This window comes from Conexibacter sp. CPCC 205762, assembly GCF_030646155.1.
GTDB lineage: Bacteria > Actinomycetota > Thermoleophilia > Solirubrobacterales > Solirubrobacteraceae > Conexibacter.
This window is the reverse complement of record NZ_JAUTDN010000061.1, coordinates 1-23,978: the sequence shown is the minus strand read 5'-3', so window position 1 is coordinate 23,978 and position 23,978 is coordinate 1. Positions and strand designations below refer to the sequence as shown.

Below are 23,978 nucleotides of genomic sequence, written 5' to 3'. Positions count from 1 at the left end.
GCCGTGCCCGCGCCCGCCGTGCCCGCGCCCGCCGCGCCCGCCGCGCCCGCCGCGCCCGCGCCCGCCGGCTCGCCCCACGCCCGCAGCGCCGCCGCTTCCACGCGCGCGTGCTGCGGATCGAGCGCGAGCTTCAGCACCACCGGGGCGCCGTCGCGGTGGCCGCGGACGACGACCGAGCTGCGGCCGGCGAGCGGCGGCGAGGCGAGGTCGAGTGCGACCCACCAGCGCTCGGCGAGGGCGGAGAGGCGGGTCGGCAGCGCGTCGAGCCAGGGCTCCGCGGCCGCGCCGTGGCGGGCGAGCAGGCGCGCGCGAGCGGCGGCGTCGAGCATCGCGCCCACTAAAGCAGGCTGTGAATCGCTGTTCCAGCGGGCAGGATCGGCGCGCTGGTGCGCGAATGGGCGATCAGGATGACAAGCTCGCTCGAGCAGTTGCAGGAGATGACCGGCGCCGCGGTCGGTGAGCTGCTGCGCGCCCGCGAGCGGACCGCCGAGCGGATCGAGCAGCGGCGGGAGCTGCTGGCGGCGCTGCCGGTCGACGCCGACGCGACCGTCGTGCTGATGGGCTCGTGGGGGCGGCGCGAGCTGACGCCGCGCTCCGACGACGACTACATGGTGCTCGTGCGCGGGGCGAAGAGAAGCGCGCCGCCGCGGCCGATCCCGGAGGCGGTCGGGCGGGTCTTCGAAGCCGACCCGAGCGGCTCGACGAGGCCGGGCCGCGAGGGGATCTTCGCGCAGGTCGTCTACTCGGCCGACCTGGTCGAGAGAGTCGGGCTGGACGACGACTCGAACACGAACCTGACGCGGCGGATGCTGCTGATGCTGGAGTCGGTCGCCGCCTGCAACGCCGACGTGCTCGAAGGCACCCGCCGCGACGTGATCGACGACTACCTCAGCGACTCGGTCAAGGACTTCCGCCCGCCGCGCTTCCTGCTCAACGACCTCGTCCGCTACTGGCGCACGATCGGCGTCGACTTCGTCGCGAAGGACCGCCGCCGCGCCGGCGAGGGCTGGGGGCTGCGCAACGCGAAGCTGCGCACCTCACGCAAGCTGCTGTTCGCCAGCGGCCTGCTGCCGGTGCTGCGCTGCCACGAGCTGGCGGCCGCGCAGATCCCCGACTTCCTCGCCGCCCAGCTCGCGCTGCCGCCGGCCGACCGCGTCGCCGACGCCTTCCTGCGCTACGAGAACCTGATCGACGGTGCCGCCGTCTTCAGCGCCTACGACCGCTTCCTGCGGATGATCGGCGACGAGCAGGTGCGCGCCGAGCTGGCGGCGATCGACGGCCGCGCCGCCGCCGACCGCTCCGAGGCGTTCGCGGAGGCGACCGCGCTCGGCAAGGTGATCGACCGCGGCCTGATCAGGCTGCTGTTCGGCGACGGCCTGCGGCGGGTCACAGAGGACTACGCGATCTTTTAGCTACGCAGATCTGGCGGAAGGATCGTCGTTCTTGGCGCGGACGCAGGGAGCGTGGCGGCCCGTGAGCGACCGAGGACAAAGCCAGGGACGGCGAGGCGACGCCAGATCAGCGTGGCTCAGCGCGGCGGGAGGGGCGCTTCGAGCACCCACGGCACGCCGGTGCAGCGGCTCAGCACCGGCACGAACGCCTCGGCGTCCTCCGGCTGCAGCGGCACGTGCGCGCCGCTGGGCTGGATCGAGCTGATGTGGACCTCGGCGAGGCGGTCGCCGAAGGCGTCGACCAGCTCGTGGGCGAGGCCCATCGAGGGGTCGTGCAGCTGGGCGTGCGCGACGTCGAAGCAGAAGCGCGCCTGGGGCAGCGCCTCGAAGTAGGCCGCCAGCTCGGCGGCGGTGCGCGCGTCCGGCTTGCGCGTGTCCATGTTCTCCAGCCGCAGGCGCCGGCCGATCGCGGCGAAGGCGGCGAGGTCGCCGAGCGTCTCGGGGTGCATCACGACGCCCTCGACGCACGCCGGCAGCTCGGCGAGCTGGGCGGCCAGCGCGGCCGGCTCGCAGTCCCAGCCCTTCGACGGGCCGTGGACCGAGACGCGCCGGAACGGCAGCTCCGGCACGTCCTCCAGGAACGCGACGAGGCCGGGCAGCTCGCCGGCGCTCAGCGCCGACAGCTCGACGACGTCGTCGGAGAGGACCTCGGCGGCGGCGGCGAGCCGCGGCCAGTCGCCGCGCGCGCCGGTCATGTAGCCGGTCGAGACGCCGATCAGGCCAGGGTTGAGGGCGAGCAGCTCTTCGATCTCGCTCATCGTTGGGATCGTCTCGGCGGGGGCCAACATCGGATCGCTACCCTAGCCGGGGCATCGGACCGAACCGGGCGGCGATCGCCGCCCCCGCCGTCATTCCCCCGCACGTTGCGGGGATTCAGATTGAGCGCCGATGCGCCAGCTCAGTGACCCGACGTCGCCTTCAGCCCGACGACCGACACGAGCAGCAGCACGAGGAAGAAGATCCGCGCGGCGCTGTGCGGCTCGTTGAACAGGAAGATGCCGAGCGTCGCGGCGCCGGCCGCGCCGATCCCGACCCAGATGCCGTAGGCGGTGCCGATCGGCAGCGTCTTCGCCGCCTGCGCCAGCAGCAGCATCGAGGCGACCATCGCGGCGACGGTGGGGATCGTCGGCGCGAGCTTGGTGAAGCCCTCGGTGTACTTGAGGCCGATCGCCCACGCCACCTCCAGCAGCGCTGCGACGAGCAGAAGAATCCAGGCCATGTCCCGTGCTCCCTTCGGACGAGGGGGTTCCAGCCGCGCGGCGCCGGGGGTTCGCCGGGGCGGCTGTCTGCGGTGCGCGTCGTCTTTGCGGTGCCGGGTACGGCGCGTCTCGTCCGGGACCTGCGGCACTAAGTGATACCGCGGTCGCATTTGATCCTAGCACGCCGGACTTCGGTCGTGGGCGGGGACGCCATAGCATCAGGTCATGCCTTTGCTGTGGCGCGTGCTGGCGATCAACGCGGTGGTGCTCGTCGTCGCGGTCGCCGTGCTGCTGCTGACGCCGGTGACGGTCAGCGACCCGCCGACGATCGCCGAGATCGCCGCGCTGTTCGCCGGCGTGCTGGCGGTGCTGCTGGTGCTGTGGCTGCTGCTGCACCGCGCCTTCGTGCCGCTGGAGCGGCTTGCCGCCTTCGCCCGCCGCGTCGATCCGCTGCGGCCGGGCGAGCGCGCCGCGGTCGGCAGCTCCGATCCGCAGGTGGCGGCGACGACGCGCGCGATCAACGAGATGATCGAGCGGCTCGAGCGCGAGCGGCGCGAGTCGGCGCGCGAGGCGCTGTCGGCACAGGAGGCGGAGCGGATCCGGATCGCGCGCGAGCTGCACGACGAGGTCGGCCAGACGCTGACCGCCGTCGTGCTGCAGCTGGAGCGGGCCGCGCGGGATGCCGCCGCCCGCGACGTCGCCGCCCGCGAGGCGCCCCACCCGCGCGACGCCGCCGCGCCGAGCGACGCCGCCCCCGCGCGCGACGAGCTGCTCGAACACGTCGAGGAGGCGCGCGAGCTGGCGCGGCACGCGGCCGAGGAGGTGCGCGAGATCGCGCGGCGGCTGCGGCCGGAGGCGCTCGACGACCTCGGCATCGCGAGCGCGCTCGTCTCGCTCGCGACCGCCAGCGGGCGCCACAGCGGCGTGCGCGTCAGCCACCGGATCGACGGCGCGCTGCCGCCGCTCGGCGACGACGCCGAGCTGGTCGTCTACCGCGTCGCGCAGGAGGCGCTGACGAACGTCGCCCGCCACGCCGGCGCCGACGCCGCCGAGCTGCTGCTGGAGGCAGCGCCGGCCGGCTGTGTGACGCTGACCGTGCGCGACCACGGCGCCGGCTTCGACCCGTCCGCGGTCGCCGGCGGCGAGCGCGGGATCCGCGGCATGCGCGAGCGGGCCGTGCTGGTCGACGCGCGGCTGGAGATCGACAGCGCCCCCGGCGCCGGCACGATCGTGCGCCTGACGATCCCCTGCGGCGCGTCCGCCGCAAATCGCAGCGCGGCTGACGCAAACACCGGCGCGGCCGCCGCAGACCGCGGCGCGGCTGACGCAAACACCGGCGCGTCCGCCGCAAATCGCGGCGCGGCTGACGCAGACACCGGCGCGGCTGACGCAAAGGGCGGCGCGCGATGAGCACCCCGCTGACGACCCGCATCCTGCTCGCCGACGACCACGCGGTCGTGCGGGCGGGGCTGCGGCTGGTGCTCGACGGCGAGCCGGACATGCGCGTCGTGGCGGAGGCGGCCGACGGGGCGGAGGCGGTCGAGCGGGCGCGCGCGGGCGACGTCGACCTGGCCGTGCTCGACGTCGCGATGCCGCGGCTGACCGGCCTGCAGGCGGCCGCCGAGCTGACCCGCACGGCGCCCGCGATCAGGATCCTGATGCTGTCGATGCACGACAACGAGCAGTACCTGTTCGAGGCGCTGAAGGCCGGCGCCTCCGGCTACGTGCTGAAGACCGCCGCCGACCGCGACCTCGTCGACGCCGTCCGCGCCGCGATGCGCGGCGAGTCGTTCCTCTACCCGGCCGCGACCGCGGCGCTCGTGCGCGACTGGATCGAGCGCGCCGGCGCCGGCGAGGACGTGCCCGAGGATCCGCTCACGACGCGCGAGCTGCAGGTGCTGAAGCTGATCGCCGAGGCGCACACGAACGACCAGATCGCCGGCGAGCTGGCGATCGCGAGACGGACCGTCGAGCGCCACCGCGCGAACATCCTCGGCAAGCTGCACATGCGCGACCGCGTCGAGCTGACGCGCTACGCGATCCGCCGCGGGCTCGTCCAGCCCTAAGCCTGGGTTACGACTCGCCGATTCGAGGACGGTCGGGCGCGGCGCGGTCTGTGCACTGGTCTCGCCCCGGTCCCAGTAGTTACGAGAGTCGGAATCTGGTCGACGAAAACCTGGAAGCCAGAAAGTCTCAGCCGTTGCACAACCATGCGGAGATTGACCTTCGCGAAGAACGGGAGCGAAGCTGCCACGGGGCCGACTACCTCTTTTTGGGTGATGAGCGCAAGGACGATCTTGTAGTCGCCTGGGCGGCCTGGCTGGCGGATGCGTTGCGCGAAACGAGGGCCGTGTGGCTGCAGGAGGCTGCGAAGGTCCTTGCGAAATTCAGAGCTGAGGAGAAGCGAGTCGGCGGAGACCTGGGCTTGCGCAAACAAGTGGCTGAGAGTGGAGGAGCCGCCCTTACGACGTTTCACATGCACGAAGTGGCCTTCACGGCTGAACAGGTCGCAGGGCTCGATCGCAGACTGCCCTTGAAGGCGAATGAGCCTTTGGTCGAGCAGGGCGAGATCTCTTCGGGTAGCTGCGATACGTTCGTTGTATCTGCCTTCCAGTTCACCTTGGTTGGCGTTTTCCAGTTCCAGGTCGGACGAGGGGAGCGTCCGGGCGAAGGCGAGCACGTCAGCGGCGAAGTCGTGTTCGACTCGGTACCACGTTCCGTCATCAAGAACCGAAAGCCCTCTGCTGTCGGAGCGCTCGAAATGCAAGCAGTCGAATGCCGACCACGTAGCGACGACCTCTCCGCTGGAGTCGACTCCATCCAAGCGAGCGTTGCGCAGCCGGTGCTCAAATGTTGCCGCCAACCGTCCGTCGGCCTTGAAGAGGTATTTCAGCAGGTCGATCGTCGGCTCGACGACCTGCGTGCCAGAAGGCCAGAACTTGAAATAACTGATTGACGGGTCAGGGATCTCTGGCGGCATCAGGTCGAATCCGCTGAACTCGCGGTTGGCGAGCAGCGTCAACGCGTAGTTGGTAAGTCGGTCGACCTCGTCCTCATCCTCAATCTCCTCGATCGTGTCGATCCACGGAAAGTGCTCTCTGTAAAGCGGCGCTCGGCTGAGGTCGTAAAGCTCGCGGCACTTTCTCGCGAGATCGGCTGGCTCGATCTTGGCGATCAGATGAGCTGCGTCACGACCCCAGATCTTCTTGCCGAGATCTTCGTCCGCTACTGTCCCCTCGATGGATGTAACGAGGTCGCGCTGGGTGTTCAGCTCGAAGCCGGACACGCTTGCGAGCTGTGAGAGCTGGCGATCTGTGTGGAGCGCGTGCTCGTTGAAGGTGCGCGCTGCGATCGCGCGGAGCTTCTCTGGATCGACTCCGTTGAGCGCTGCTTTGAGGCCGAACTTCTTCTCGAAGCTGCCGGAGGGAAGCAGGTGCCGTCCATTCCCAAAGGTGACCGCGAACGTGCGTCCATCGACTTCGAGCGCGAGAACTGCGCGCACGCTTTGTGTGGCCGCGCTGACAGCAGGAGCCGTCACGGGCCTAAGAAGGTCGATCCAGTCGGGTTCGCGTGAAGCGCTCCGTCGGACGATCAAGACGCCTCGTGTCTGTTCGGCGACAACCTCGTGGAACGAGTCCAACTCGGGAACCGGCTCGAACCCGCCGACGATGTCCTGCGCGTCGAAGCCGTCCTTCAAGAGGTAGACGCTGATGTGCTCTGTTGTGGGAGCCATGCCAGGGAAATCGGCTGCACAATGCACTTCTTTAGTGGTGGATCCTGAACGTGCGCCCGTTACGTAAATCGGGAATCCGTCGAACCGCCGGTGTCGGGCGGTCCTGTCGCCCTCAGGCGCCCGGCCCCGCCGCCAGCGACACCATCATCGGCAGCTCTCTCCCCGCCGGCGGGTGGAAGCGGCGCTGGTCGTCGCCGCGCATCTCGGGGAACGGCTGCCAGCCGTTCGCGTACGGGTGCTCCTGCAGCGCCTCCAGCCGCATCCCGGCCCCGAGCACGGCGCTGACGATCGCGCCGACGGTCCACTGGAACTCGACGCAGGCGTTCGGGTTGACCCACGCGCGCGCCCGCGCCGCCTCCTCCGGATCGGACGCGAGGTAGCCGACGTAGTCCTGGATCCCCTCTTCGAAGCGCCAGCCGCCCGCCGCGCCGAAGTACGACCGCTCGATCACCCAGCCCGGCTCGAAGACGGCGAACAGCGGGTGGAACTCGACCACGACCAGCCGCCCGCCGGGCGCCAGCAGCGCCGCGGCGCCGCGCATCCAGGCGTCGAGGTCGGCGATCCAGCAGAGCGCGCCGTAGGAGGCGAAGACGCGGTCGAAGCGCTCGCCTGCGGCGGCCGCCGTCGCCATCCAGTCGAGCACGTCGCCGCGCTCGAAGCGGACCGGCAGCCCGCTCGCACGCCCGCGTCGCGAGGCCGTCGCGACCGCCACGTCGGAGATGTCGACGCCGACGACCTCGGCGGCGCCCTCGCGCGCGAGCGCGAGCGTGTCGAGCCCGTCGTTGCACTGCAGGTGGAGCACGCGCAACCCGCGCAGGTTGCCGAGCAGTCCCAGCTCCTCGGGGAAGAGGATCGGCTCGCCGACCTGCAGCCGGGCGAGCACGGCGGCGTCGTCACGGTGGCTCATGTGGCGGGCGGTCGCCGCGTTCCAGGAGGCGCGATTGGTCTCGTGCTGCTCGTTCGGCATCGGTCGAGTCTAGGTGTGCGCTGCATCACACAGCGCTTGCGAAACATTCTTAGCGTGCTAAACCTTAGGTACCTACGGATCGCCTTTCCCGCGCGACCCGGCCAGACCGACCCGAGCCCCCGGAGCCCTCCCCTTGCCACCCGCAGACGCAGCCCGCCGCAATCCTGGAACGACCCTCGCCGTGCTCGCGCTCGGCGTCCTCGCCTACGCGCTCTCGCAGACGATGATCGCCCCGGCGATGCCCGACATCCAGCACTCGCTCGGCATCACCACCTCGGCCGTCGCCTGGACGCTGACGGCCTACCTCGTCGCCGCCTCCGTCATGACCGCGGTGATCGGCCGGCTCGGCGACATGCTCGGCAAGAAGCGCGTGCTGGTCGTGACGCTGATCGCCTTCGGCGTCGGCTCGGCGATCTGCGCGCTCGCGCCGTCGATCGGCGTGCTGATCGTCGGTCGTGTCGTGCAGGGCGCCGCGGGCGGCCTCTTCCCGCTCGCCTTCGGCATCGTCCGCGACGAGTTCCCGCGCGAGAGAGTCGCCGGCGGCATCGGCCTGATCTCCTCGATCATGGGCGTCGGCGCCGGCTTCGGCCTCGTCATCGGCGGCCTGCTCGTCGACCACGCCAGCTGGCACTGGATCTTCTGGCTCGGCCTCGCGATCACCGTCGTCGCCGTGATCGCGACGGAGCTGCTCGTGCCCGAGTCGCCCGTCCGCGCGCCCGGCAAGATCGACTGGGGCGGCGCCGGCCTGCTCGGGCTCGGCCTCGCGGCGCCGCTGATCGGCGTCAGCCAGGGCGGCAGCTGGGGCTGGGGCGACCCGAGAACGCTCGGCCTGATCTTCGCCGGCCTCGCGATCCTCGTCGCCTTCGGCGCCTACGAGCTGCGCCAGAGAGAGCCGCTCGTCAACATCCGCACCTTCACGCTCAAGCCGGTCCTGCTGACCAACGTCGCGACGATCTTCGTCGGCTTCGCGATGTTCGCCGGCTTCGTGCTCGTCCCGCAGCTGGCGCAGGCGCCCGAGTCGACCGGCTTCGGCCTCGGCACGAACGCGACCGTCGCCGGCCTGCTGATGCTGCCCTCGACGCTGATGATGCTGATCTCGGCGCCGGTCTCCGGCCGCATCGGCGCGCGGCGCGGCTCGAAGGGGCCGCTGGTCGTCGGCGCGCTGCTCTCCTCCGCCGCGCTCTTCCTCTACGCCGCCGCCCACGGCAGCGCCCCGCTGCTGCTGGTCTGGGGCGCGATCCAGGGCGCCGGCATCGGCGCCGCCTTCGCCGCGATGCCGAACCTGATCATCGAGGCGGTGCCGCAGCACCAGACCGGCGAGGCGACCGCGGTCAACACGCTGCTGCGCAACGTCGGCGCCTCGATCGGCTCGCAGATCGCCGGCACGATCCTCGCCAGCCACGTGCTGACCTCGACCGGCATGTCGAGCGACAGCGGCTTCACGCTCGCCTTCCTGATCGCCGGCGTCGCCGGGCTCGTCGCGGGCGGGATCGCGGTCCTGATCCCGCGCCGCGCACGCGCCGCCGCCGCCGAGCGCGCCGGCGCGGGCGTGACCTCCGAGCAGGCCGCGCTGGCCGGAGCGGAGGCGTGAGCGATGGCCGTCGCCGTCATCCCCGCCCCCGACTCCGGGCATGAGGCGTTCATCGAATCGCTGCGGCGCTTCTCGCGCGCGCAGCAGCGCGCGAAGTCGCGGCGCCGCTGCGGCGCGGGGGAGGACACGCTGTCGCTCCCGCAGGCGCTGCTGCTGAGCGGCCTGCTGCACGAGCCGGAGCTGACCGTCGGCGCGCTCGCCGAGCACGCGATGGTCTCCAACCCGACCGCGACGCGGATGCTCGACGCGCTCGAGCGCGACGGCCTCGTGCTGCGGCGCAAGTGCGAGAGAGACCGCCGCGCGGTGCTCGTCTCGCTGACCGACGAGGGCCGCCGCGTCGTCGAGCAGTCGTGGTCGGACCTGCACGACGGCCTGACCCGCGCGAGCGCCTCGCTCAGCGTCAGGGAGCGCAGCGACGCGACGAGACTGCTCGATCGTCTCGCGCTGCTGATGGACGAGATCTAGCCGGCGCTCGCGAGCGCGCTCGCCAGCCGCGCCGCCTCCGCGACCAGCTCCTGCTCCGTCAGCTCGACCGCGCCGCGCAGCCACGCGTCGACGGTCTCGATCAGGCCGCCGGTGACCATCCGCGCGGCGATCGGGGAGGCGGGTGCGGCGGGGCCGGGCGGGGTCGCGATCGCGTCGGCGACGAGCGTCGCGAAGGCGTCGACCGCGTCGGCGCGGCGGGCCGCGAGCGCGCCGTGCTCACCGCCGGCGGCGACCAGCAGGCGCGCCTTCGCGGGCGTCTCCAGCACGATCGTCAGGCCGGCGCCGATCGCGGCGCGGGCGCGCGCGTCGAACGGCGCGCCCTGGACGGCGGCGAGCGCCGCGACGATCGCGTCGGCGATCTCGCGGTGGAGGTCGTCGAAGGCGGCGACGAGCAGCGCGTCGAGGTCGCTGAAGCTCTCGTAGAAGTAGCGCCGCGTGAGGCCGGCGCGGGTGCAGGTCGCGCGCACGCTCAACGCCGCGACGCCGCCGGCCGCGATCTCCTCCAGCGCCGCGCTCAGCAGCCGCGCGCGCCGCTGCGCGACGCGCGCGTCGGCGGGGATCCCGCGGTAGGGGCGGACGACGCCGCCGTCGGATGCGGCCGCGCCGCCGCTCTTCGCCGCCGCGTCGTCGCCGGCCGGGCGCTCGCTGGTCGAGTCGGTCGGGCTCATCGCCTTCAATGTTGACACACCGTGGTTCCTGATTTAGCGTCGAACGCATGGAACCGCCCAGCGCACCGCCGGTCGAGGACCATCGCCTCGGCACGGCCGACTTCTGGCAGCGCCCCGCCGAGGAGCGCGACGAGGTCTTCGCCCGCCTCCGCGCCGAGCAGCCGCTCTCGCGCCACCCGGCGCCCGACGACATGCTCGGGATCGGCGAGCGCGACGAGCGGCCCTTCTGGGCGGTCGTCCGCCACGACGACATCCGCCGCGTCTCGCGCGATCCGAGAACGTTCCGCTCCGGCGCCGGCGTGCTGTTCGGCGACGCGCCGCCGCAGATGCTGGAGGCGTCGATGTCGTTCCTGGCGATGGACGCGCCGCGCCACACGAAGCTGCGCGGGCTCGTCTCGGCCGCCTTCACGCCGCGCCAGATCGCGCGGATAGAGGAGGGGATCCACGCCAACGCGCGCCGCGTCGTCAGCGAGGCGGCGGAGGGCGGGAGCGGCGGCGGCGACTTCGTCGAGCTGATCGCCAAGCGGCTGCCGCTGCTGACGATCTCGGAGATGGTCGGCGTGCCGGAGGCCGACCGCGAGCGCGTCGTCGAGGCCGCCGACGTGCTCGTGACCGCGCTCGACGAGGACACCTGGGAGGGGATCCCGCCGCTGCAGAAGATGGGCCAGGCGCTGTGGACGCTGACCGAGACCTCGACGCAGCTCGCGGCCGAGCGCGAGCACGACCCGCGCGACGACCTGATGACCGCGCTCGTGCAGGCCGAGGTCGACGGCGACCGCCTCACGCACGCCGAGATCGCCGCCTTCTTCGTGCTGCTCGCGGTCGCCGGCAACGACACCACCCGCCACACGACCTCGCATGCGCTGCGCGCGCTGACGACCAACCCCGGCCAGCGCGCGCTGCTGATCGAGGACCTCGACGCGCGCCTGCCGACCGCGGTCGAGGAGTTCATCCGCTGGGCGACCCCGGTGCTGACCTTCCGCCGCACGACGACGACCGCCGTCGAGCTGCACGGCGTCGAGATCCCCGCCGACGAGAAGGTGCTGCTCTTCTACCACTCCGGCAACCGCGACGAGCGCGCCTTCGCCGACCCGTGGCGGTTCGACGTCACGCGCGACCCCAACCACCACCTCGGCTTCGGCGGCGGCGGGCCGCACTACTGCCTCGGCGCCTCGCTCGCGCGCACCCAGCTGCGCGCGCTGTTCGGCGAGCTGCTGCGGACGCTGCCGGGGATCGAGGCCGGCGAGCCGACGCTCTACCGCACCCCCGGCTTCATTCACGCGGTCAAGACGATGGAATGCGTGTGGTGAACCACATTGCGAGTTCCACGGCAGCGGGCTTCAGGATCCGCGCCCGCGGGAACTCGCGGGCGTCACGGTCTTCGCTGGTCCGGCCAGTGGCCGTGCTTGTCGAAGTAGCGCCGCTGGGCCTGCTCCTTGTCGCGCGCTCTGTCGCCGTCGACGCCGATCCGGTGGAGGATGTTCAGCAGCGAGATCGACAGGCCGGCGCCGATCAGGCAGGCCGCGCCCTCCCAGTTGCCGCTGGGGTCGACCGCGACGAAGACGACGCCGACGAGCACGACGACCGCCGGCAGCACGTAGCGGGTGACGACCAGCGCCTGCTTCACGCCGAGCCGCCCTCGCCGTTGCCGCGCGGGACGATCACGACCGGGCAGGCGGCCTCGCGCAGCAGCGTCGTCGAGACCGAGCCGAGCAGCACGCGTCTGAAGGCGCCCTTGCCGCTGGAGCCGCTGAAGAGGATGTCGTCGTGCTCGGAGTCGTCCAGCAGCACGCCGGCAGGGTCGCCGTCGAGCACGGCCGCGTCGACCGTCAGCCCCTCCAGCCGCGCGACCGCCTCGTCGAGCCGCTCGGTCGCGGTTCTGCGGGCGATGTCGGCGATCTCCGCGTAGGCGGTCGGGTCCAGCGGCGGGTACATGCCGACGGCGCTGTTGACGGCCGTCACGACCCGCAGCCTGCCGCCGGCGCGGCGCGCGAAGTCGGCCGCGGCGGCGAGCGCCTGGCCGGCCTCGGGCGACTCGTCGAAGGCGACCGCGACCTGCAGCGAGCTGCCGCCGGCGCCGCCGAGCACGCCGCTGGTCGTGTGGTCGGCGTTCTTCGCCGCGAAGCCGACCGGGGCGACCGCGACCGGGCAGGGCGAGCCGTCGAGCACGCGCTCCGGCGTCGAGCCGGTCAGCAGCCGCACGGCGGCGCCGTGGTGGGTCGCGCCGACGACGATCGCGATCGCCTCGCGCTCCTCGGCGACGTCGTGCAGCACCTGCGAGGGCTTCGAGCCGGCGAGCGCGTGGAACTCGACCTCGACGCCGCCGCCGTCGCCGACCAGCGCTCTCGCTCTCGCGATCGCCGCCTCGGCGTCGTGCCGGACCGCCGAGCCGATGTCGGCGACGGCGCCGCCGTGGCCGAGCGGGTCCTCGGGGTAGGCGCAGACGACCGCCAGCCGCGACGAGGTCGTGCGCGCGAGCAGCTGGCCGAGCGCGAGCGCGTCGGTGGCGTGGTCGCGGCCGTCGTAGCCGACGATGATCGTGCTGGTCATGCGGGCGGATTCCTCGGTCGGGGGAGCCAAAAGGAGCTGACTCCGAGGATACGCGCCGCGGCGCCTCAGAGGTCGTCGTAGAGGCGCGCGAGCTGCGCCAGCACGGCGGCGCCGGCGAGCAGCTCGTCGCGGTCGAGCGAAGCGAAGATCTCGCGCCACTTGACGTCGTGGTCGGCGTCCTTCTGCGCGAGCCGTCTGCGGCCCTCGTCGGTCAGCCGGTTGCTGACGACGCGGCGGTCTCTGTCGGAGCGGGTCCGCTCGACGACGCCGCAGGCGGCGAGCTGGTCGAGCATCTGCGTCACGGTCGGCGCCGACAGCTCCGCCGCGGCGGCCAGCTGGCTGGCCGGCAGCTCGCCGCCGGGCGCTCTCGCCAGCTCGCGCAGCAGACGGTACTGCGGGAAGCTGAGGCCGCCCTTGCGCTGGCCGGCGTCACGTCCGCGCAGCCGCCGCTGGGCGGCGAGCAGCTCGCTCAGCTGGTCCTTCAGCGCCTCGAGCGCGGCCTCGCGATCATCGGTCATCCGTTGAGATCGTACGCGCCGCGCGCCCGGACTGGCGCTCCACGCGCCCGATTCCGCCACGCTGCGTGCAGGAATACTCGGCTCGACCCGAAAGTTGAACGTCTGCGTCCGGGTGTCCGCCCGGGCGCGGTCGTCAGGGACCCCCCATCGTGCGCGCGCTCGTCGTCCATCGTGACCCGGTCGTCGCCTCGCAGCTCGTCGCGGCCCTCCAGGGGGCGGGCGCGCCGATCGAGGCGGTGATCCTGCACGACCCGAGCGAGCTGCCCGCCGCGCTCGAGGAGGGCGGCTTCGACATCGTCGTCTCCGGCGCCGACGCGGACCGCCGCGCCGTCCGCCGCGCCCGCGCGCTGCTCGACGCGCAGCGCGCGCTCGCCGACCGGCTCGCCGCCGAGCCGTCGCCGGAGCAGCTGCTGAGCGACGCGCTGGAGCTGCTGGCGGAGCTGTTCGGCGCCGTCGGCGGGATCGCCTGGGAGGCGAGCCGCGGCACGCTCGAACGGCGGCGCGTGCTCGCCGGCGCCGCCGCCGACGGCGATCTCGCCGCGCGCGCCCGCGCCGCGCGCGAGACGCTCGCCGAGGGCAGCTCGCTGGCGCTCGCGCTCGTCGCCGGCGGGGCCTGCGAGGGCGTGATCGAGCTGCACCTGCCGGCCGCCGCCGACGACCAGCTCGTCGCCGACGTCGCCCCGCTCGCCGGCCAGGTCGCGGTCCACCTGCGCCACAGCCGCGGCGCGGCGCTGCTCGACCTCCACCAGCGCGCGCTGGCGGCGACCAACAACGGCATCGTGATCGCCGACAGCGACGGCAGCGGCGGCTGGCCGGCGAGCTTCGTCAACGAGGCGTTCGAGCAGCTCACCGGCTACCGCTCCGGCGAGGTGCTCGGCCGCAGCCTCGCGCTGCTGCAGGGGGCGGAGACCGATCCCGAGGCGGTCGCCGAGATGCGCGCCGCGGTGCGCTCCGGCGAGGAGTGCTGGGTGACGGTGCGCAACTACCGCCGCGACGGCTCGCCGTTCTGGAACGAGATCTTCCTGATGCCGGTGCGCGACGACGACGGCGTCGTGCGGCGCTACATCGGGATCCTCCACGACGTCACCGCCCGCGTCAGCGCCGCCGTCGAGCTGGCCGAGACCGAGTCGCGCTACCGCACGCTGATCGAGACGATCCCGGCCGTCACCTACATCGCGGCGTGGGACGAGCTCGGCACCTTCCTCTACGTCAGCCCCCAGATCGAGCAGCTGCTCGGCTTCCCCGCCGACGACTGGGTCGGGCCGACGACGCTGTGGGAGGACCAGATCCACCCCGACGACTTCGCGCGCGTGCAGGCCGAGACGCGCTACGCCTACCGCGAGCAGAAGTCGTTCGACTGCGAGTACCGGATGGTCCACCGCGACGGCCGCGTCGTGTGGGTGTGGGAGCACGACACGGTGATCCGCGACGAGCACGGCGTCCCGCGGCTGACGCAGGGGATCATCACCGACGTGACCGCGACGCGGATCGCGGAGGCGGCGCTGGCCGAGAGCGAGGAGCGCGGCCGCGCGGTGATCGCCGCGCTGGAGGAGGGGCTGCTGATCTACGGCCCCGACGGCGGCGTGATCTCCTGCAACGACGCCGCCGTGCGGATCTTCGGCGTCGAGACGCAGGCGCAGGTGCGCGAGGGGGAGACGGCCGCGCTCGGCGTGCGGATGACGTTCGAGGACGGCAGCGAGGTGACGCGCGAGACGTCGACCGCCCACCGCGCGCTCGTCAGCGGGCTGCGGCAGCCGGAGAGAACGGTCCACTTCGAGCGCGACGACGGCTGGGAGGTGTGGGCGACGGTCTCCAGCCACCCGATCTTCCGCGAGGGCGAGACGCGCCCCTACGGCGTCGTGTCGGTCTTCATCGACGTGACCGAGCGGCGCCGCGCGCAGGAGCAGATCGCCTTCCTCGCCTACCACGACTCGCTCACGAAGCTGCCCAACCGCGCGCTGCTGGACGAGCACCTGCAGCTCGCGCTCGCGCGCGCGAGACGGGGCGGCGCGGCGGTCGCGCTGCTGTACGTCGACCTCGACGACTTCAAAGCCGTCAACGACAGCCTCGGCCACGCCGCCGGCGACGAGCTGCTGAAGCGGATCGCGGTGCGGCTGCGCAAGGTCGTGCGCTCCAGCGACCTGATCGCGCGCCAGGGCGGCGACGAGTTCCTGATCCTGCTGACCGACCTCGACCGCGACCCGCGGCTGTCGGCCGAGACGGTCGCCAAGCAGATCGAGCAGGCGCTGCTGGAGCCGTTCCACCTCGCCGACGCGGAGTTCGAGGTCGGCGCCTCGATCGGCATCTCGATCTTCCCCGACGACGCCGGCGACGCCGACACGCTGCTGCGCCACGCCGACGCGGCGATGTACGAGGTCAAGCAGGCCGGCCGCGGCGGGATCGCCAGCTACGGCGGCGACTCGCGCCAGACGCTCGCGCGGCTGTCGCTGACGAGCAAGCTGCGGCGGGCGCTGCAGCGCGACGACTTCGTCGTCCACTACCAGCCGATCGTCGCGCCCGTCGACGGCTCGCTGCACGCCTTCGAGGCGCTCGTGCGCTGGCAGGACGCCGAGCGCGGCATGGTCAGCCCGAACGAGTTCATCCCGCTGGCCGAGGACGCCGGCCTGATCGAGGCGATCGGCGGCTGGGTGCTGCACGCCGTCTGCGCGCAGCAGCGGGCGTGGCTCGACGAGGGGCTGGCGGCGCACGTGCACGTCAACGTCTCGCCGCGGCAGCTGCGCAGACCGGACTTCCCGTCGGTCGTGCGGGCGGCGCTGGGCGAGCAGGGGCTGGACCCGTCGGCGCTGACGCTGGAGATCACCGAGTCGGCCGCGATGCTCGACGCCGAGCGCGCGAACCCGATCGTGCTGGCGCTGCACGAGCTGGGCGTGCGGCTCGCGATCGACGACTTCGGCGCCGGCCACTCGTCGCTCGTGCGGCTGCGCGACGTGCCGGTGCAGACGCTGAAGATCGACCAGGCGTTCCTGCGCGGCGTGCCCGACGACACGCAGGCGGCGGCGATGATCACCGCGATCATCGAGCTGGGCGCCGCGCTCGGGATGGTGACGATCGCCGAGGGCGTCACCAGCGACGCGCAGCGCAGGTTCCTCGTCGAGCGCGGCTGCCCGCTCGCGCAGGGCTTCCAGTTCGCGAGGGCGCTGACGGCCGAGGACGCGACGGCGCTGCTGCTGCGGACCGCCGGGCGCCGCTGAGACGGGTCTCGCTGCGCGTCGCGCCGCGGTCCGCTACGCTGGCATCCGCTGCCCTCTTAGCTCAGCTGGTAGAGCACTTCCATGGTAAGGAAGGGGTCGACGGTTCGAGTCCGTCAGAGGGCTTCGGAAAGCGCCTGGTGAGGGCGCTTTTCGCGTTTCCGGGGTGCTGCGCGGCCTCCTGCGTCCGTCCATTCGCGTGCTGCGTCGCTCAGGTTCGCGCGCCCGCGTGCCGATGTGCCGTACATCGTTCAGTAAGCACCTCGGACCTTCTGGAGCACGGATGCGATCGATCATCGTGGCCATCGCGGCGCTGGCCGCGCTCGCCTGCTGGGCGGCGCCCGCCGGCGCGCGCGACTGGCGGATGGGGATGGAAGTGACCAACGACAGCCCCTACGAGCTGCGCTACGTCACGACCCAGGCCCACAACATCGACACCTGGCTGCAGGCGCCGGACATCCCGGCGTCGGTCGCGACGATCGCGCCGTTCGGCCGCTCGGTCGCGATCCGCTGGGTGACGAAGTCCGATCGCAAGGGGACGTGGGGGCGCGTGATCTGGGACGCGTACCGCGACGGCGTCAAGCGCGGCCAGGTGACGTTCGCGGTGCGGGCCGAGTGCCCCACCGGCGCCTGCGGCTACCTCGAGCCGGTCTTCAGCGACGGCACGACGACGCTGCCCGACGTCGACCTCGGCTGGCACTGGACCGGCTACCCGGAGACGGACGGCGGCTACTTCGGCTGGATGCAGATCAGAGCGAAGCGCGGCTCCGGGATGCCGATGGGGCCGGCGCCGGCGAAGCCGCTGCGCGGGCTGACCTGCGGCGCGCCGGCGAGCGCGGGCGGCAGGGTCGTCGAGACCGTCGGCATCGCGTGCACGACGGCGCGGCGCGTGGTCGCGCGCGGCGGCTTCCGCGACGGCCGCTTCGCGACGCGCGGCTGGCGCTGCACGACGCGCGGCGCGCGCATCGCCTGCACGCGCGGCGAGCGCTCGTTCAGATTCGCGCGCAGAGCGTGACGCCCCGCCGCGAGCCCGCCCGCGCTGCGGCGTAGTAGCGTTGCGGGCCGCATGGGCGCCGTCATCCACACCACCGCGACGAACGCCGGCGACAGCGTCAAGCTGATGGTCGCCGAGTCCTACGAGCAGGTCGTCGAGCGGCTGCGCGCGGCGTCGGCCGCCGGCGGGCTCGCCGAGGTCACGCAGCAGCACGACGGCGCCCGCATCGCGCTCGCGCCGGCGCACGTCGTGCTCGTGCGCGAGCCGCTGAAGTAGCGCTCGCGCGGGGCGCGACGCGGGCCTGGCGCGCGGCGCGGATCCCGGCTCAGCCCGGCAGCGAGCCCTCCTGCAGGTCCAGCTCGCGCAGCAGGATCCGCAGGCCCGAGTCCGGCAGGCGGCCGGCGTCGCGCCAGCGGATCAGCTCGTCGCGCTGCGCGTCGATCATCTCCCGCCGCACGCGGCCGACCGCCTCGACGCCGGCGGTCAGCTTGTCGATCGCCTCGTCGTCGCCGAGCGTGCGGACGCGCTCGGCGGCGCGGCTGCGGCGCTCCTCGTAGGAGCGGCGCAGGCGGTCGGCGACCTCCGGCGGGATGCGGTCGTCGTCGAGCAGCTCGTTGAGCCGTCTGAGGCTCGCCGCGACCGCCGCGACGCGCGCCTCGGCGCGCACGCGCCGCTCCTCGGTCTCGTCGGCGCGCAGCCTCAGCGCGCGCAGCAGCGGCGCGAACGTCAGCCCCTGGCCGACGAGCGTGACGAGCACGACGAGATAGGCGCAGAACAGCAGCAGGTGGCGGTCGGGGAAGGCGAGCGGCAGCGCGAAGGCGGTCGCGAGCGTGATCACGCCGCGCGTGCCGGCCCACCACAGCGCGGTCACCTCCCTCAGGCCCAGCGTGACCGTGTGCGAGGCCATCGTGACCCGCCGCAGCCACAGCAGCCACAGCGGCCGGATCAGCAGCACGGTGCCGACCGTCCCGAGCGCGGCCGCGACGACGGTCCCGGTCGAGTACTCGCCGAGCCCCTTGACGACATCGGGCGCCTGCTGGCCGATCAGCAGGAAGACGTAGCCCTCCAGCAGGAACTCGACCAGCTGCCAGACCGAGCGCTCCTGCAGCCGCGTCTCGCCGCTGTCGGTTCTCGGCGACTGGTGGGCGAGCCAGAGGCCGGCGACGACGACCGCGAGCACGCCCGAGGCGTCGAACCGCTGCGCGAGCGCGAAGGCCGCGAACGGCGTCGCGAGCGAGAGCGCGTTCTGGATCAGCGGGTCGTCGAGGCGGCTGCGCGCGAGCCGCACCAGCCAGGCGATCAGCAGCCCGGCGCCGGCCCCGCCCGCGACTGCCCACAGGAACCGCCCGATCCCCTCCGGCGGCGCGAAGCCGTCGCCGATCGCGGCCGTCACGGCGATCCCGTAGAGCGTCAGCGCGGTCGCGTCGTTGAGCAGCCCCTCGCCCTCGATCAGCGTCGTCAGCCGCTCGGGCATCTTCGCCCGCCGCCCGATCGCCAGCGCCGCGACCGGATCGGGCGGCGCGACCGCGGCGCCGAGCGCCAGCGCCGCCGCGAAGCCCAGCCCCGGCACCACCCACGTCAGCACCCCGCCGACCGCTATCGCCGTCACCAGCACCAGCCCGATCGACAGCGACGCGATCAGCCGCATGTGCGAGCGGATCTGCAGCAGCGACGCGTTCAGCGCCGCCGAGTACAGCAGCGGCGGGATCAGCAGCTCCAGCACCACGTCGGGGTCGAGGTGCGCCGTCGGCCCCGGCAGCAGCGACAGCACCGTCCCGGTGACGACGAACAGCACGGCGGCGGGGAGCCCGCTGCGATCGGCCACGACCCGCACCGCGAGGATGATCAGCAGACCGCCGAGACCGATGAGGATCGCGTCGAGGATCGCTGGATCATCGCGGAAGCGCGTCTCGCGCGCGCATCCGTCCAAACAACGGCAATGTGCCAGCCGGAGCTGGCAATATGCTGCCCGCGTGGGGTATGGCTATCGACAGGGGCGGAGGCGCTGCGCGCAGCCGGGGAAGCGGGTGGACGCGTTGGCGGAGCAGCGGCTGTGAGCGACTTCCAAGCCCGGTTGGAGGAGATTCTCGCGACGTACGAGCGCGCAAGAGAAGGCCCTTTTGGGAAGGGATCTCCGGTCTGGGAGAGCTTTGTCGGAGCTGAGAACGCGCTCTGGACGCTCGATCCGGTCACGCATCGCAGCACGGTCACGACGAGCTGGTCGGTGGGGAGAGGCTCCTGGGCCGTCGTGCCGTGGATCGCGCTGCTCGATTCGCGCGAGACCAGATCGACAACGACCGGCACCTACGTCGCGTACCTCTTTCGTGCCGATATGTCAGCTGTCGCGCTGTGCGTGACGCAAGGGATCACCGCGCCATCTGCCGGCGGCCCGACGAGACGCGCGCGACTCGACGTCGTGGTGGCCGACATCCGGGGTCGATTCGGGGACGAGCTGACTGCTGACGGCTTCGTGATCGATGCTCCGCTTGAGCTGCGGTCCGCGGCAGCTCGTCCGCGCGGGTATGAGCGCGGCACCGCCGCCTTCAAGCTCTACGAGAGAGGCCAGGTCCCCGCCGACGACGTGCTGGAGCAGGACCTCGAGGCGGCGCTTGCCGTGGTCGATCGCTACATCGGGGCCGATTCGCAGAGACCCCAGCAGCACCGACCTCGGCAGTCGGCTGCGCCTGCGAGACCGACCGCGAAACCAACCGCGAAACCGATCGCGCGGCGAGCGGTCACGCGGTACAGAGGCCCGGTCGCGACGCTCGACAGAATTGCCCGTGCGTTCCGCAGAGAGATCGATCGCACCAGAGTCTCCGTGCCCAGAAGACCTGCAGATGGGGTGCAGACGTTGCTCGCGGCGTTGGTCACGAAGCCGTTCGTGATCCTCACAGGTCTCTCCGGCAGCGGAAAGACCCAGCGCGCGCTGCGTCTTGGCGAGTGGTTTGGGCCTGACCGTTCCTGCGTTGTGGCGGTCCGGCCGGACTGGACCGGCCCTGACGCGCTGTTCGGGTACGAGGACGCGCTGCATCCGCCACGGTGGGTGGTCCCGGAAGTGCTTGAGTTCATCCTCGCCGCGGCCCAGAACCCGGACTGGCCGCATCTGCTGGTGCTCGACGAGATGAATCTTGCGCACGTCGAGCGGTACTTCTCCGACTTTCTCTCCGGGATCGAGTCTCGCCAGCCGGTGATTCCCGACCTTGGCTACGACGATGAGGCACGCTGCTGGCGGCCGCGCGACGTTCAGCTGGGGCGGCTGCCGCTGCCGCGCAACCTGTTCGTGATCGGCACGGTGAACGTCGACGAGACGACGTACCTCTTCTCGCCAAAGGTGCTGGATCGTGCCACCACGTTCGAGTTGCGCACCACCACGGCGGAGCTGGATCCAAGACGAAGAATGCCGTCGCAAGCGAGACAGGCGGCGCAAGATCTGCTCGCCGGTCTGGTCGCGATCGTCACGAACGACGACTGGCACCTCAGAAACCCGTCGCCGGACCTGGTGCAGCTGGACAGATGGCTGAGAACGCTGCACGAGCTGCTTTCCCTCACTAGTGATGAGTTCGGCCATCGCTCCTACCGTGAGAGCCTGCGCCTTGCTGCTGCGCTGGAGGCCGCGGGAAGCAGTGGCGGGGACGCAGCAATCGATCAGATCACGCTGCTGAAGATCCTCCCCCGTATCCACGGCGCACGTGCTCGCGTCGAGCCGCTGCTGCTGAGCCTGCTCGCGTTTGCACGCGATCCCGACCGCGACGTCGAGACGCTGCGAGCCGAGCAGCGCGAGCAGACGAGATGGCGGTTGCCGCTGACTGCGGACAAGGTCGGTCGGATGCTCACGGCAGTCCGGCTCAACCAGTTCGTCAGCTTCACCGAATGACGCGAGAAGCTCGGCTGCGACTGCTGGACGACCAGCAGCGAGAGGTCGGAGCGACGGTCGTCCTCAGCGTGCGGCCAAGACGCAACGATGCGATCCACGACACGGAGATCGACTCGAGTCGACTGCGTGGGGCACCGCGGTACGACCTCGATGAGGGCGCCGTCTACGCCTGCGAGGTCGTCGACCTTGAGGGCGAGATCGAAACCATTGAGCCGAGCGAGCTGCTGTATCGCGATACCGCGACGAAAGGTCGGCTCAACACAAGAGGGGCGGTCGGGCAGGTCGTCATCGAAGTCGTCTACCGGGAGCACGGCGAGACGAAACGGGCTCACGCGGCCGTGAGCGTACGTCCGAGCAAGCTCGATGAGGACGCCTTCCAGGCGATGCTGTGCGAGATCGCAGACGTTGCCGTTGAGCTGCTCCACCAAGGCTTCGCGCCGGCGACGGGCGGCTTCGTAGCGCTGCCGACGAGCGAGCCGCGTCTGCTCTACCAGCAGTTCGCGCTGCTGCATCAGCAGCTCTTCAGTCGCGATGTCCATCGCGCGCTGAGACGGATCCTGGCCCACCCGCATCGTGTCTGGAAGACCGTGGAAGAGCCGATCCGCCCGGGAATGCCGCTCAAGAGCGGCGGGCGGTTGGCCCGTCAGATCGGAGCAGGGGGGCCCCGCCGACCGCTCCCGGACGGTGCACTCGTGCCGACCGTCCCGCGTGCGCTCGCAGTCGAGCGGACGGAAAGCACCTACGACGACGTCCCCAATCGCCATGTCAGATTCGTGCTGGAGCGTTGGCGCGCGCTGACTGTCATGACCGACAAGGCGATCGCGACGAACCGGCTTGGACCGGCACCGTGGCAGCGCGGGAGATACCAGGTCAATCGCACGCTTGACGTGCTGGACGAGCTGCTCGCCCATCCGATCTTCAGGGAGGTACGCGGACAGCGAACCATGCCGCGGGCGAACCAGGTGCTGTTGAAGCAGGACGGATACCGCCAGGTCATCGCCGCAGCGGGGATCGTCGATGCTTCGCTCGGACTTGATCTCACCGTTGAGGATCCGTTTCTCATCTCCCGCCGCAACGTTGAGAAGCTGTACGAGTACTGGTGCTACATGAAGCTCGCTCAACAGCTCGGTGCGCTGTGCGGTGAGTCGAGAGTGAGAGAGCTGTTCGAGTTGAGAGACGGCGGTATGACGCTCAAGCTCAAACAGGGCAGAGACTCCTCGCTGACGTTCGTCAGGCGGCTGCGCGGGTACCGGGTGGAAGCGACGCTGGTCAACAATCACTCCTTCACACGAGAGGCGGTGTGGGGACGGGATCTCAAACCGGACTGTTCGCTGCGTCTGCGTGTGCGGACGAGAGAGTGGGGCGGCCATGACGACTGGTGGTTCCATTTCGACACGAAATACCGAGTGGAGCATGCTGATGGAACCGGCGACGCGCGATCAGCCGACCTCGTGAAGATGCACGCGTATCGTGGTGCAATACGCGACAGCGTCGCGGCGTTTGTGCTCTTTCCCGGCGTCGACCCATGCAGCTACACGCTCGACGAGCACCAGCGTGAAGAGCTGCCCGCGATTGGGGCATTGCCGTTGCGACCTGACGGCTCCGACAGCGGAGCTCTGCGACTGAGAGCGTTCCTCGAAGAGGCGTTCGAGCAGGTGCTCGACCAGACGTCGCGGCTGCGGCGGGCACGCTATTGGACTGACCGCTCCTACGGTGATGTGCGGACCGAGGTCACGCGGCGTGATCCCGTTTCGTTCTTGACCAGACCGGCCGCCGACACGAGCATTCTGCTTGGGTACGTGCGCAGCCGGGAGCAGCTGAACTGGATCGAGGCGAGACAGCGCTACAACGTTCGGTATGGGCTCCGTCGTGGCTCGCTCAGCTTGGACTCCGTCGAGCTTGATGCGCGCTTCCTGCTGCTCTATGGAAGAGGCACGCGGCGCAGACCGATCCTCTACCGGCGCGTCTCGATCTGGATGACGGTGAGCGGCGATGAGCTGTTGGATGACAGCTATCCGAGACCGGGAGGCGACGCCTACCTGTGCTGCACGATCGCCCCGATCGCTGATGTGCCGGACTGGGTCGGACGACTTGATGTGGTCGCATTGCTGGGGCAGTCAAGGGCCTTCGGCGCGCCGGTCGCGAGCACCTGGCTGCGCCTGCTCGGCCAGGCAAGCTGAATCGCCGCGACCTCCACGCGTGAGCGTGAGATCGAGCGCCGCCAGCGCCCGCTCCAGCGACTGACGCAGCCAGCGGGCGCCGCCGGCGGCGAGCAGGAGGCGGTCGAGCGGGGCGGCGAGCTCGGTGCGGGCGGTCAGCTCGACGACGCTGGAACCGTCGGTGGCCGGGCGCACGGTCCAGCGGACGCTGCCGATCGTCGCGCCGCGGCCGGCCTCGACGCGGCCGACCAGCTCGTGCGGCGGGCGCTCGGCGGCGAGGCGGATCCAGAGCGTGCGGCGGATTCCCAGCGGGCCGTGGAGGCGGACCTGGGAGCGCTCGCCGTCGTAGGCCCGCAGCGGCTCCAGCCGGCGGCCGAGCAGCTGCCAGTGGCGATCGGGGTTGGCGAGGAACGCGAAGATCGCCTCCGGGGCGGCGGCGATCGGGCGGGCGGCGCGGACTTCCACGACGTCAACCATGCCCGCGACGGCGGTCGGCATCCCGCGGGAGGGGCGTCACGCGGGGCGGCGGCCGGCCCCGCCGCACGCGCCGCGCGCCGCACGCGGCGGCCGCGCCGCGCC

21 protein-coding genes, 1 tRNA gene, 1 pseudogene and 1 riboswitch are annotated in these 23,978 nt (G+C 71.8%); of the genes and pseudogenes, 12 read left to right on the top strand and 11 right to left on the bottom strand.

The features are described from left to right. Positions 1–329: pseudogene (locus Q7L73_RS26730) on the bottom strand (hypothetical protein); the annotation flags it as partial. A gap of 78 nt (positions 330–407) precedes the next feature. On the opposite strand from Q7L73_RS26730, the gene Q7L73_RS26725 reads away from it, so the two are divergent. Further along, positions 408–1,412 (top strand): hypothetical protein, encoded by a 1,005-nt coding sequence (locus Q7L73_RS26725; RefSeq protein ID WP_304695162.1) that lies wholly within the window; start codon positions 408–410, stop codon positions 1,410–1,412. A gap of 116 nt (positions 1,413–1,528) precedes the next feature. Here the strand turns inward: Q7L73_RS26725 and Q7L73_RS26720 are convergent, their stop codons facing one another. Together Q7L73_RS26720 and Q7L73_RS26715 are read right to left on the bottom strand one after the other, a co-directional pair. After that, positions 1,529–2,209, bottom strand: coding sequence for a hypothetical protein (locus tag Q7L73_RS26720; protein ID WP_304695160.1), 681 nt, complete (start codon positions 2,207–2,209; stop codon positions 1,529–1,531). Between the two features lie 140 nt (positions 2,210–2,349). Continuing rightward, positions 2,350–2,670 (bottom strand): multidrug efflux SMR transporter, encoded by a 321-nt coding sequence (locus Q7L73_RS26715; RefSeq protein ID WP_304695158.1) that lies wholly within the window; start codon positions 2,668–2,670, stop codon positions 2,350–2,352. Between the two features lie 73 nt (positions 2,671–2,743). Continuing rightward, a riboswitch (guanidine-III (ykkC-III) riboswitch) is annotated at positions 2,744–2,809 on the bottom strand. 66 nt (positions 2,810–2,875) lie between these two features. On the opposite strand from Q7L73_RS26715, the gene Q7L73_RS26710 reads away from it, so the two are divergent. Both Q7L73_RS26710 and Q7L73_RS26705 read left to right on the top strand, forming a co-directional pair. After that, a complete protein-coding gene (locus tag Q7L73_RS26710) occupies positions 2,876–4,060 on the top strand; it encodes a sensor histidine kinase (RefSeq protein ID WP_304695156.1) in 1,185 nt (394 codons plus the stop codon). Further along, entirely contained in the window at positions 4,057–4,716 is a 660-nt protein-coding gene (locus tag Q7L73_RS26705) for a response regulator transcription factor (protein WP_304695154.1), read from the top strand. The genes Q7L73_RS26710 and Q7L73_RS26705 overlap by 4 nt, the downstream gene beginning before the upstream one ends. Here Q7L73_RS26705 and Q7L73_RS26700 read toward each other — a convergent pair. Both Q7L73_RS26700 and Q7L73_RS26695 read right to left on the bottom strand, forming a co-directional pair. Next, positions 4,713–6,383, bottom strand: coding sequence for a TIGR04141 family sporadically distributed protein (locus Q7L73_RS26700; protein ID WP_304695152.1), 1,671 nt, complete (start codon positions 6,381–6,383; stop codon positions 4,713–4,715). The two genes, Q7L73_RS26705 and Q7L73_RS26700, sit on opposite strands and share 4 nt — an antisense overlap. 112 nt (positions 6,384–6,495) lie before the next feature. Continuing rightward, positions 6,496–7,350, bottom strand: a complete 855-nt coding sequence (locus Q7L73_RS26695; protein ID WP_304695150.1) for a bifunctional 2-polyprenyl-6-hydroxyphenol methylase/3-demethylubiquinol 3-O-methyltransferase UbiG — start codon at positions 7,348–7,350, stop codon at positions 6,496–6,498. A gap of 181 nt (positions 7,351–7,531) precedes the next feature. On the opposite strand from Q7L73_RS26695, the gene Q7L73_RS26690 reads away from it, so the two are divergent. After that, positions 7,532–8,941: an MFS transporter gene (locus Q7L73_RS26690; protein ID WP_304715725.1), complete on the top strand. Its 1,410-nt coding sequence runs from the start codon at positions 7,532–7,534 to the stop codon at positions 8,939–8,941. Between the two features lie 3 nt (positions 8,942–8,944). Beyond that, positions 8,945–9,406 (top strand): MarR family winged helix-turn-helix transcriptional regulator, encoded by a 462-nt coding sequence (locus Q7L73_RS26685; RefSeq protein ID WP_304695146.1) that lies wholly within the window; start codon positions 8,945–8,947, stop codon positions 9,404–9,406. Here the strand turns inward: Q7L73_RS26685 and Q7L73_RS26680 are convergent. Next, entirely contained in the window at positions 9,403–10,095 is a 693-nt protein-coding gene (locus tag Q7L73_RS26680) for a TetR/AcrR family transcriptional regulator (protein WP_304695144.1), read from the bottom strand. The two genes, Q7L73_RS26685 and Q7L73_RS26680, sit on opposite strands and share 4 nt — an antisense overlap. A 47-nt stretch (positions 10,096–10,142) precedes the next feature. Here Q7L73_RS26680 and Q7L73_RS26675 point away from each other — a divergent pair, with 47 nt between their 5' ends. After that, on the top strand, positions 10,143–11,405 hold the full coding sequence (locus Q7L73_RS26675) for a cytochrome P450 (RefSeq protein WP_304695142.1): 1,263 nt from the start codon (positions 10,143–10,145) through the stop codon (positions 11,403–11,405). A gap of 62 nt (positions 11,406–11,467) precedes the next feature. On the opposite strand, the gene Q7L73_RS26670 is transcribed toward Q7L73_RS26675, so the two are convergent. The 3 genes from Q7L73_RS26670 to Q7L73_RS26660 all read right to left on the bottom strand — a co-directional run bounded on the left by Q7L73_RS26670 (position 11,468) and on the right by Q7L73_RS26660 (position 13,163). Next, a complete protein-coding gene (locus Q7L73_RS26670; protein ID WP_304695140.1) occupies positions 11,468–11,722 on the bottom strand; it encodes a hypothetical protein in 255 nt (84 codons plus the stop codon). After that, positions 11,719–12,645, bottom strand: a complete 927-nt coding sequence (locus Q7L73_RS26665) for a universal stress protein (protein ID WP_304695138.1) — start codon at positions 12,643–12,645, stop codon at positions 11,719–11,721. Before Q7L73_RS26665 ends, Q7L73_RS26670 begins: the two co-directional genes overlap by 4 nt. 65 nt (positions 12,646–12,710) lie before the next feature. After that, positions 12,711–13,163: a MarR family winged helix-turn-helix transcriptional regulator gene (locus Q7L73_RS26660; protein ID WP_304695136.1), complete on the bottom strand. Its 453-nt coding sequence runs from the start codon at positions 13,161–13,163 to the stop codon at positions 12,711–12,713. Positions 13,164–13,312: 149 nt separating this feature from the next. Here Q7L73_RS26660 and Q7L73_RS26655 point away from each other — a divergent pair, with 149 nt between their 5' ends. The 4 genes from Q7L73_RS26655 to Q7L73_RS26640 all read left to right on the top strand — a co-directional run bounded on the left by Q7L73_RS26655 (position 13,313) and on the right by Q7L73_RS26640 (position 17,642). Then, positions 13,313–16,375, top strand: coding sequence for an EAL domain-containing protein (locus tag Q7L73_RS26655; RefSeq protein WP_304695135.1), 3,063 nt, complete (start codon positions 13,313–13,315; stop codon positions 16,373–16,375). Between the two features lie 50 nt (positions 16,376–16,425). Continuing rightward, a tRNA-Thr gene (locus Q7L73_RS26650) sits at positions 16,426–16,498 on the top strand. Between the two features lie 157 nt (positions 16,499–16,655). Beyond that, entirely contained in the window at positions 16,656–17,387 is a 732-nt protein-coding gene (locus Q7L73_RS26645; RefSeq protein ID WP_304715723.1) for a hypothetical protein, read from the top strand. A 51-nt stretch (positions 17,388–17,438) separates the two neighbouring features. After that, entirely contained in the window at positions 17,439–17,642 is a 204-nt protein-coding gene (locus Q7L73_RS26640; protein ID WP_304695131.1) for a hypothetical protein, read from the top strand. Between the two features lie 49 nt (positions 17,643–17,691). Here Q7L73_RS26640 and Q7L73_RS26635 read toward each other — a convergent pair whose 3' ends face one another. After that, positions 17,692–19,296, bottom strand: a complete 1,605-nt coding sequence (locus tag Q7L73_RS26635) for a Na+/H+ antiporter (protein ID WP_304695129.1) — start codon at positions 19,294–19,296, stop codon at positions 17,692–17,694. Positions 19,297–19,419: 123 nt separating this feature from the next. Here Q7L73_RS26635 and Q7L73_RS26630 point away from each other — a divergent pair, with 123 nt between their 5' ends. Further along, complete coding sequence (locus Q7L73_RS26630; protein WP_304695127.1) at positions 19,420–21,240, top strand: MrcB family domain-containing protein; 1,821 nt, start codon at positions 19,420–19,422, stop codon at positions 21,238–21,240. Beyond that, positions 21,237–23,420 carry a DUF2357 domain-containing protein gene (locus Q7L73_RS26625; protein ID WP_304695125.1) on the top strand — a complete coding sequence of 728 codons (2,184 nt, stop codon included), beginning with the start codon at positions 21,237–21,239 and terminating at the stop codon, positions 23,418–23,420. The genes Q7L73_RS26630 and Q7L73_RS26625 overlap by 4 nt, the downstream gene beginning before the upstream one ends. Here the strand turns inward: Q7L73_RS26625 and Q7L73_RS26620 are convergent. Then, a complete protein-coding gene (locus tag Q7L73_RS26620) occupies positions 23,358–23,864 on the bottom strand; it encodes an SRPBCC family protein (protein WP_304695123.1) in 507 nt (168 codons plus the stop codon). The two genes, Q7L73_RS26625 and Q7L73_RS26620, sit on opposite strands and share 63 nt — an antisense overlap. Positions 23,865–23,978: the final 114 nt, after the last annotated feature.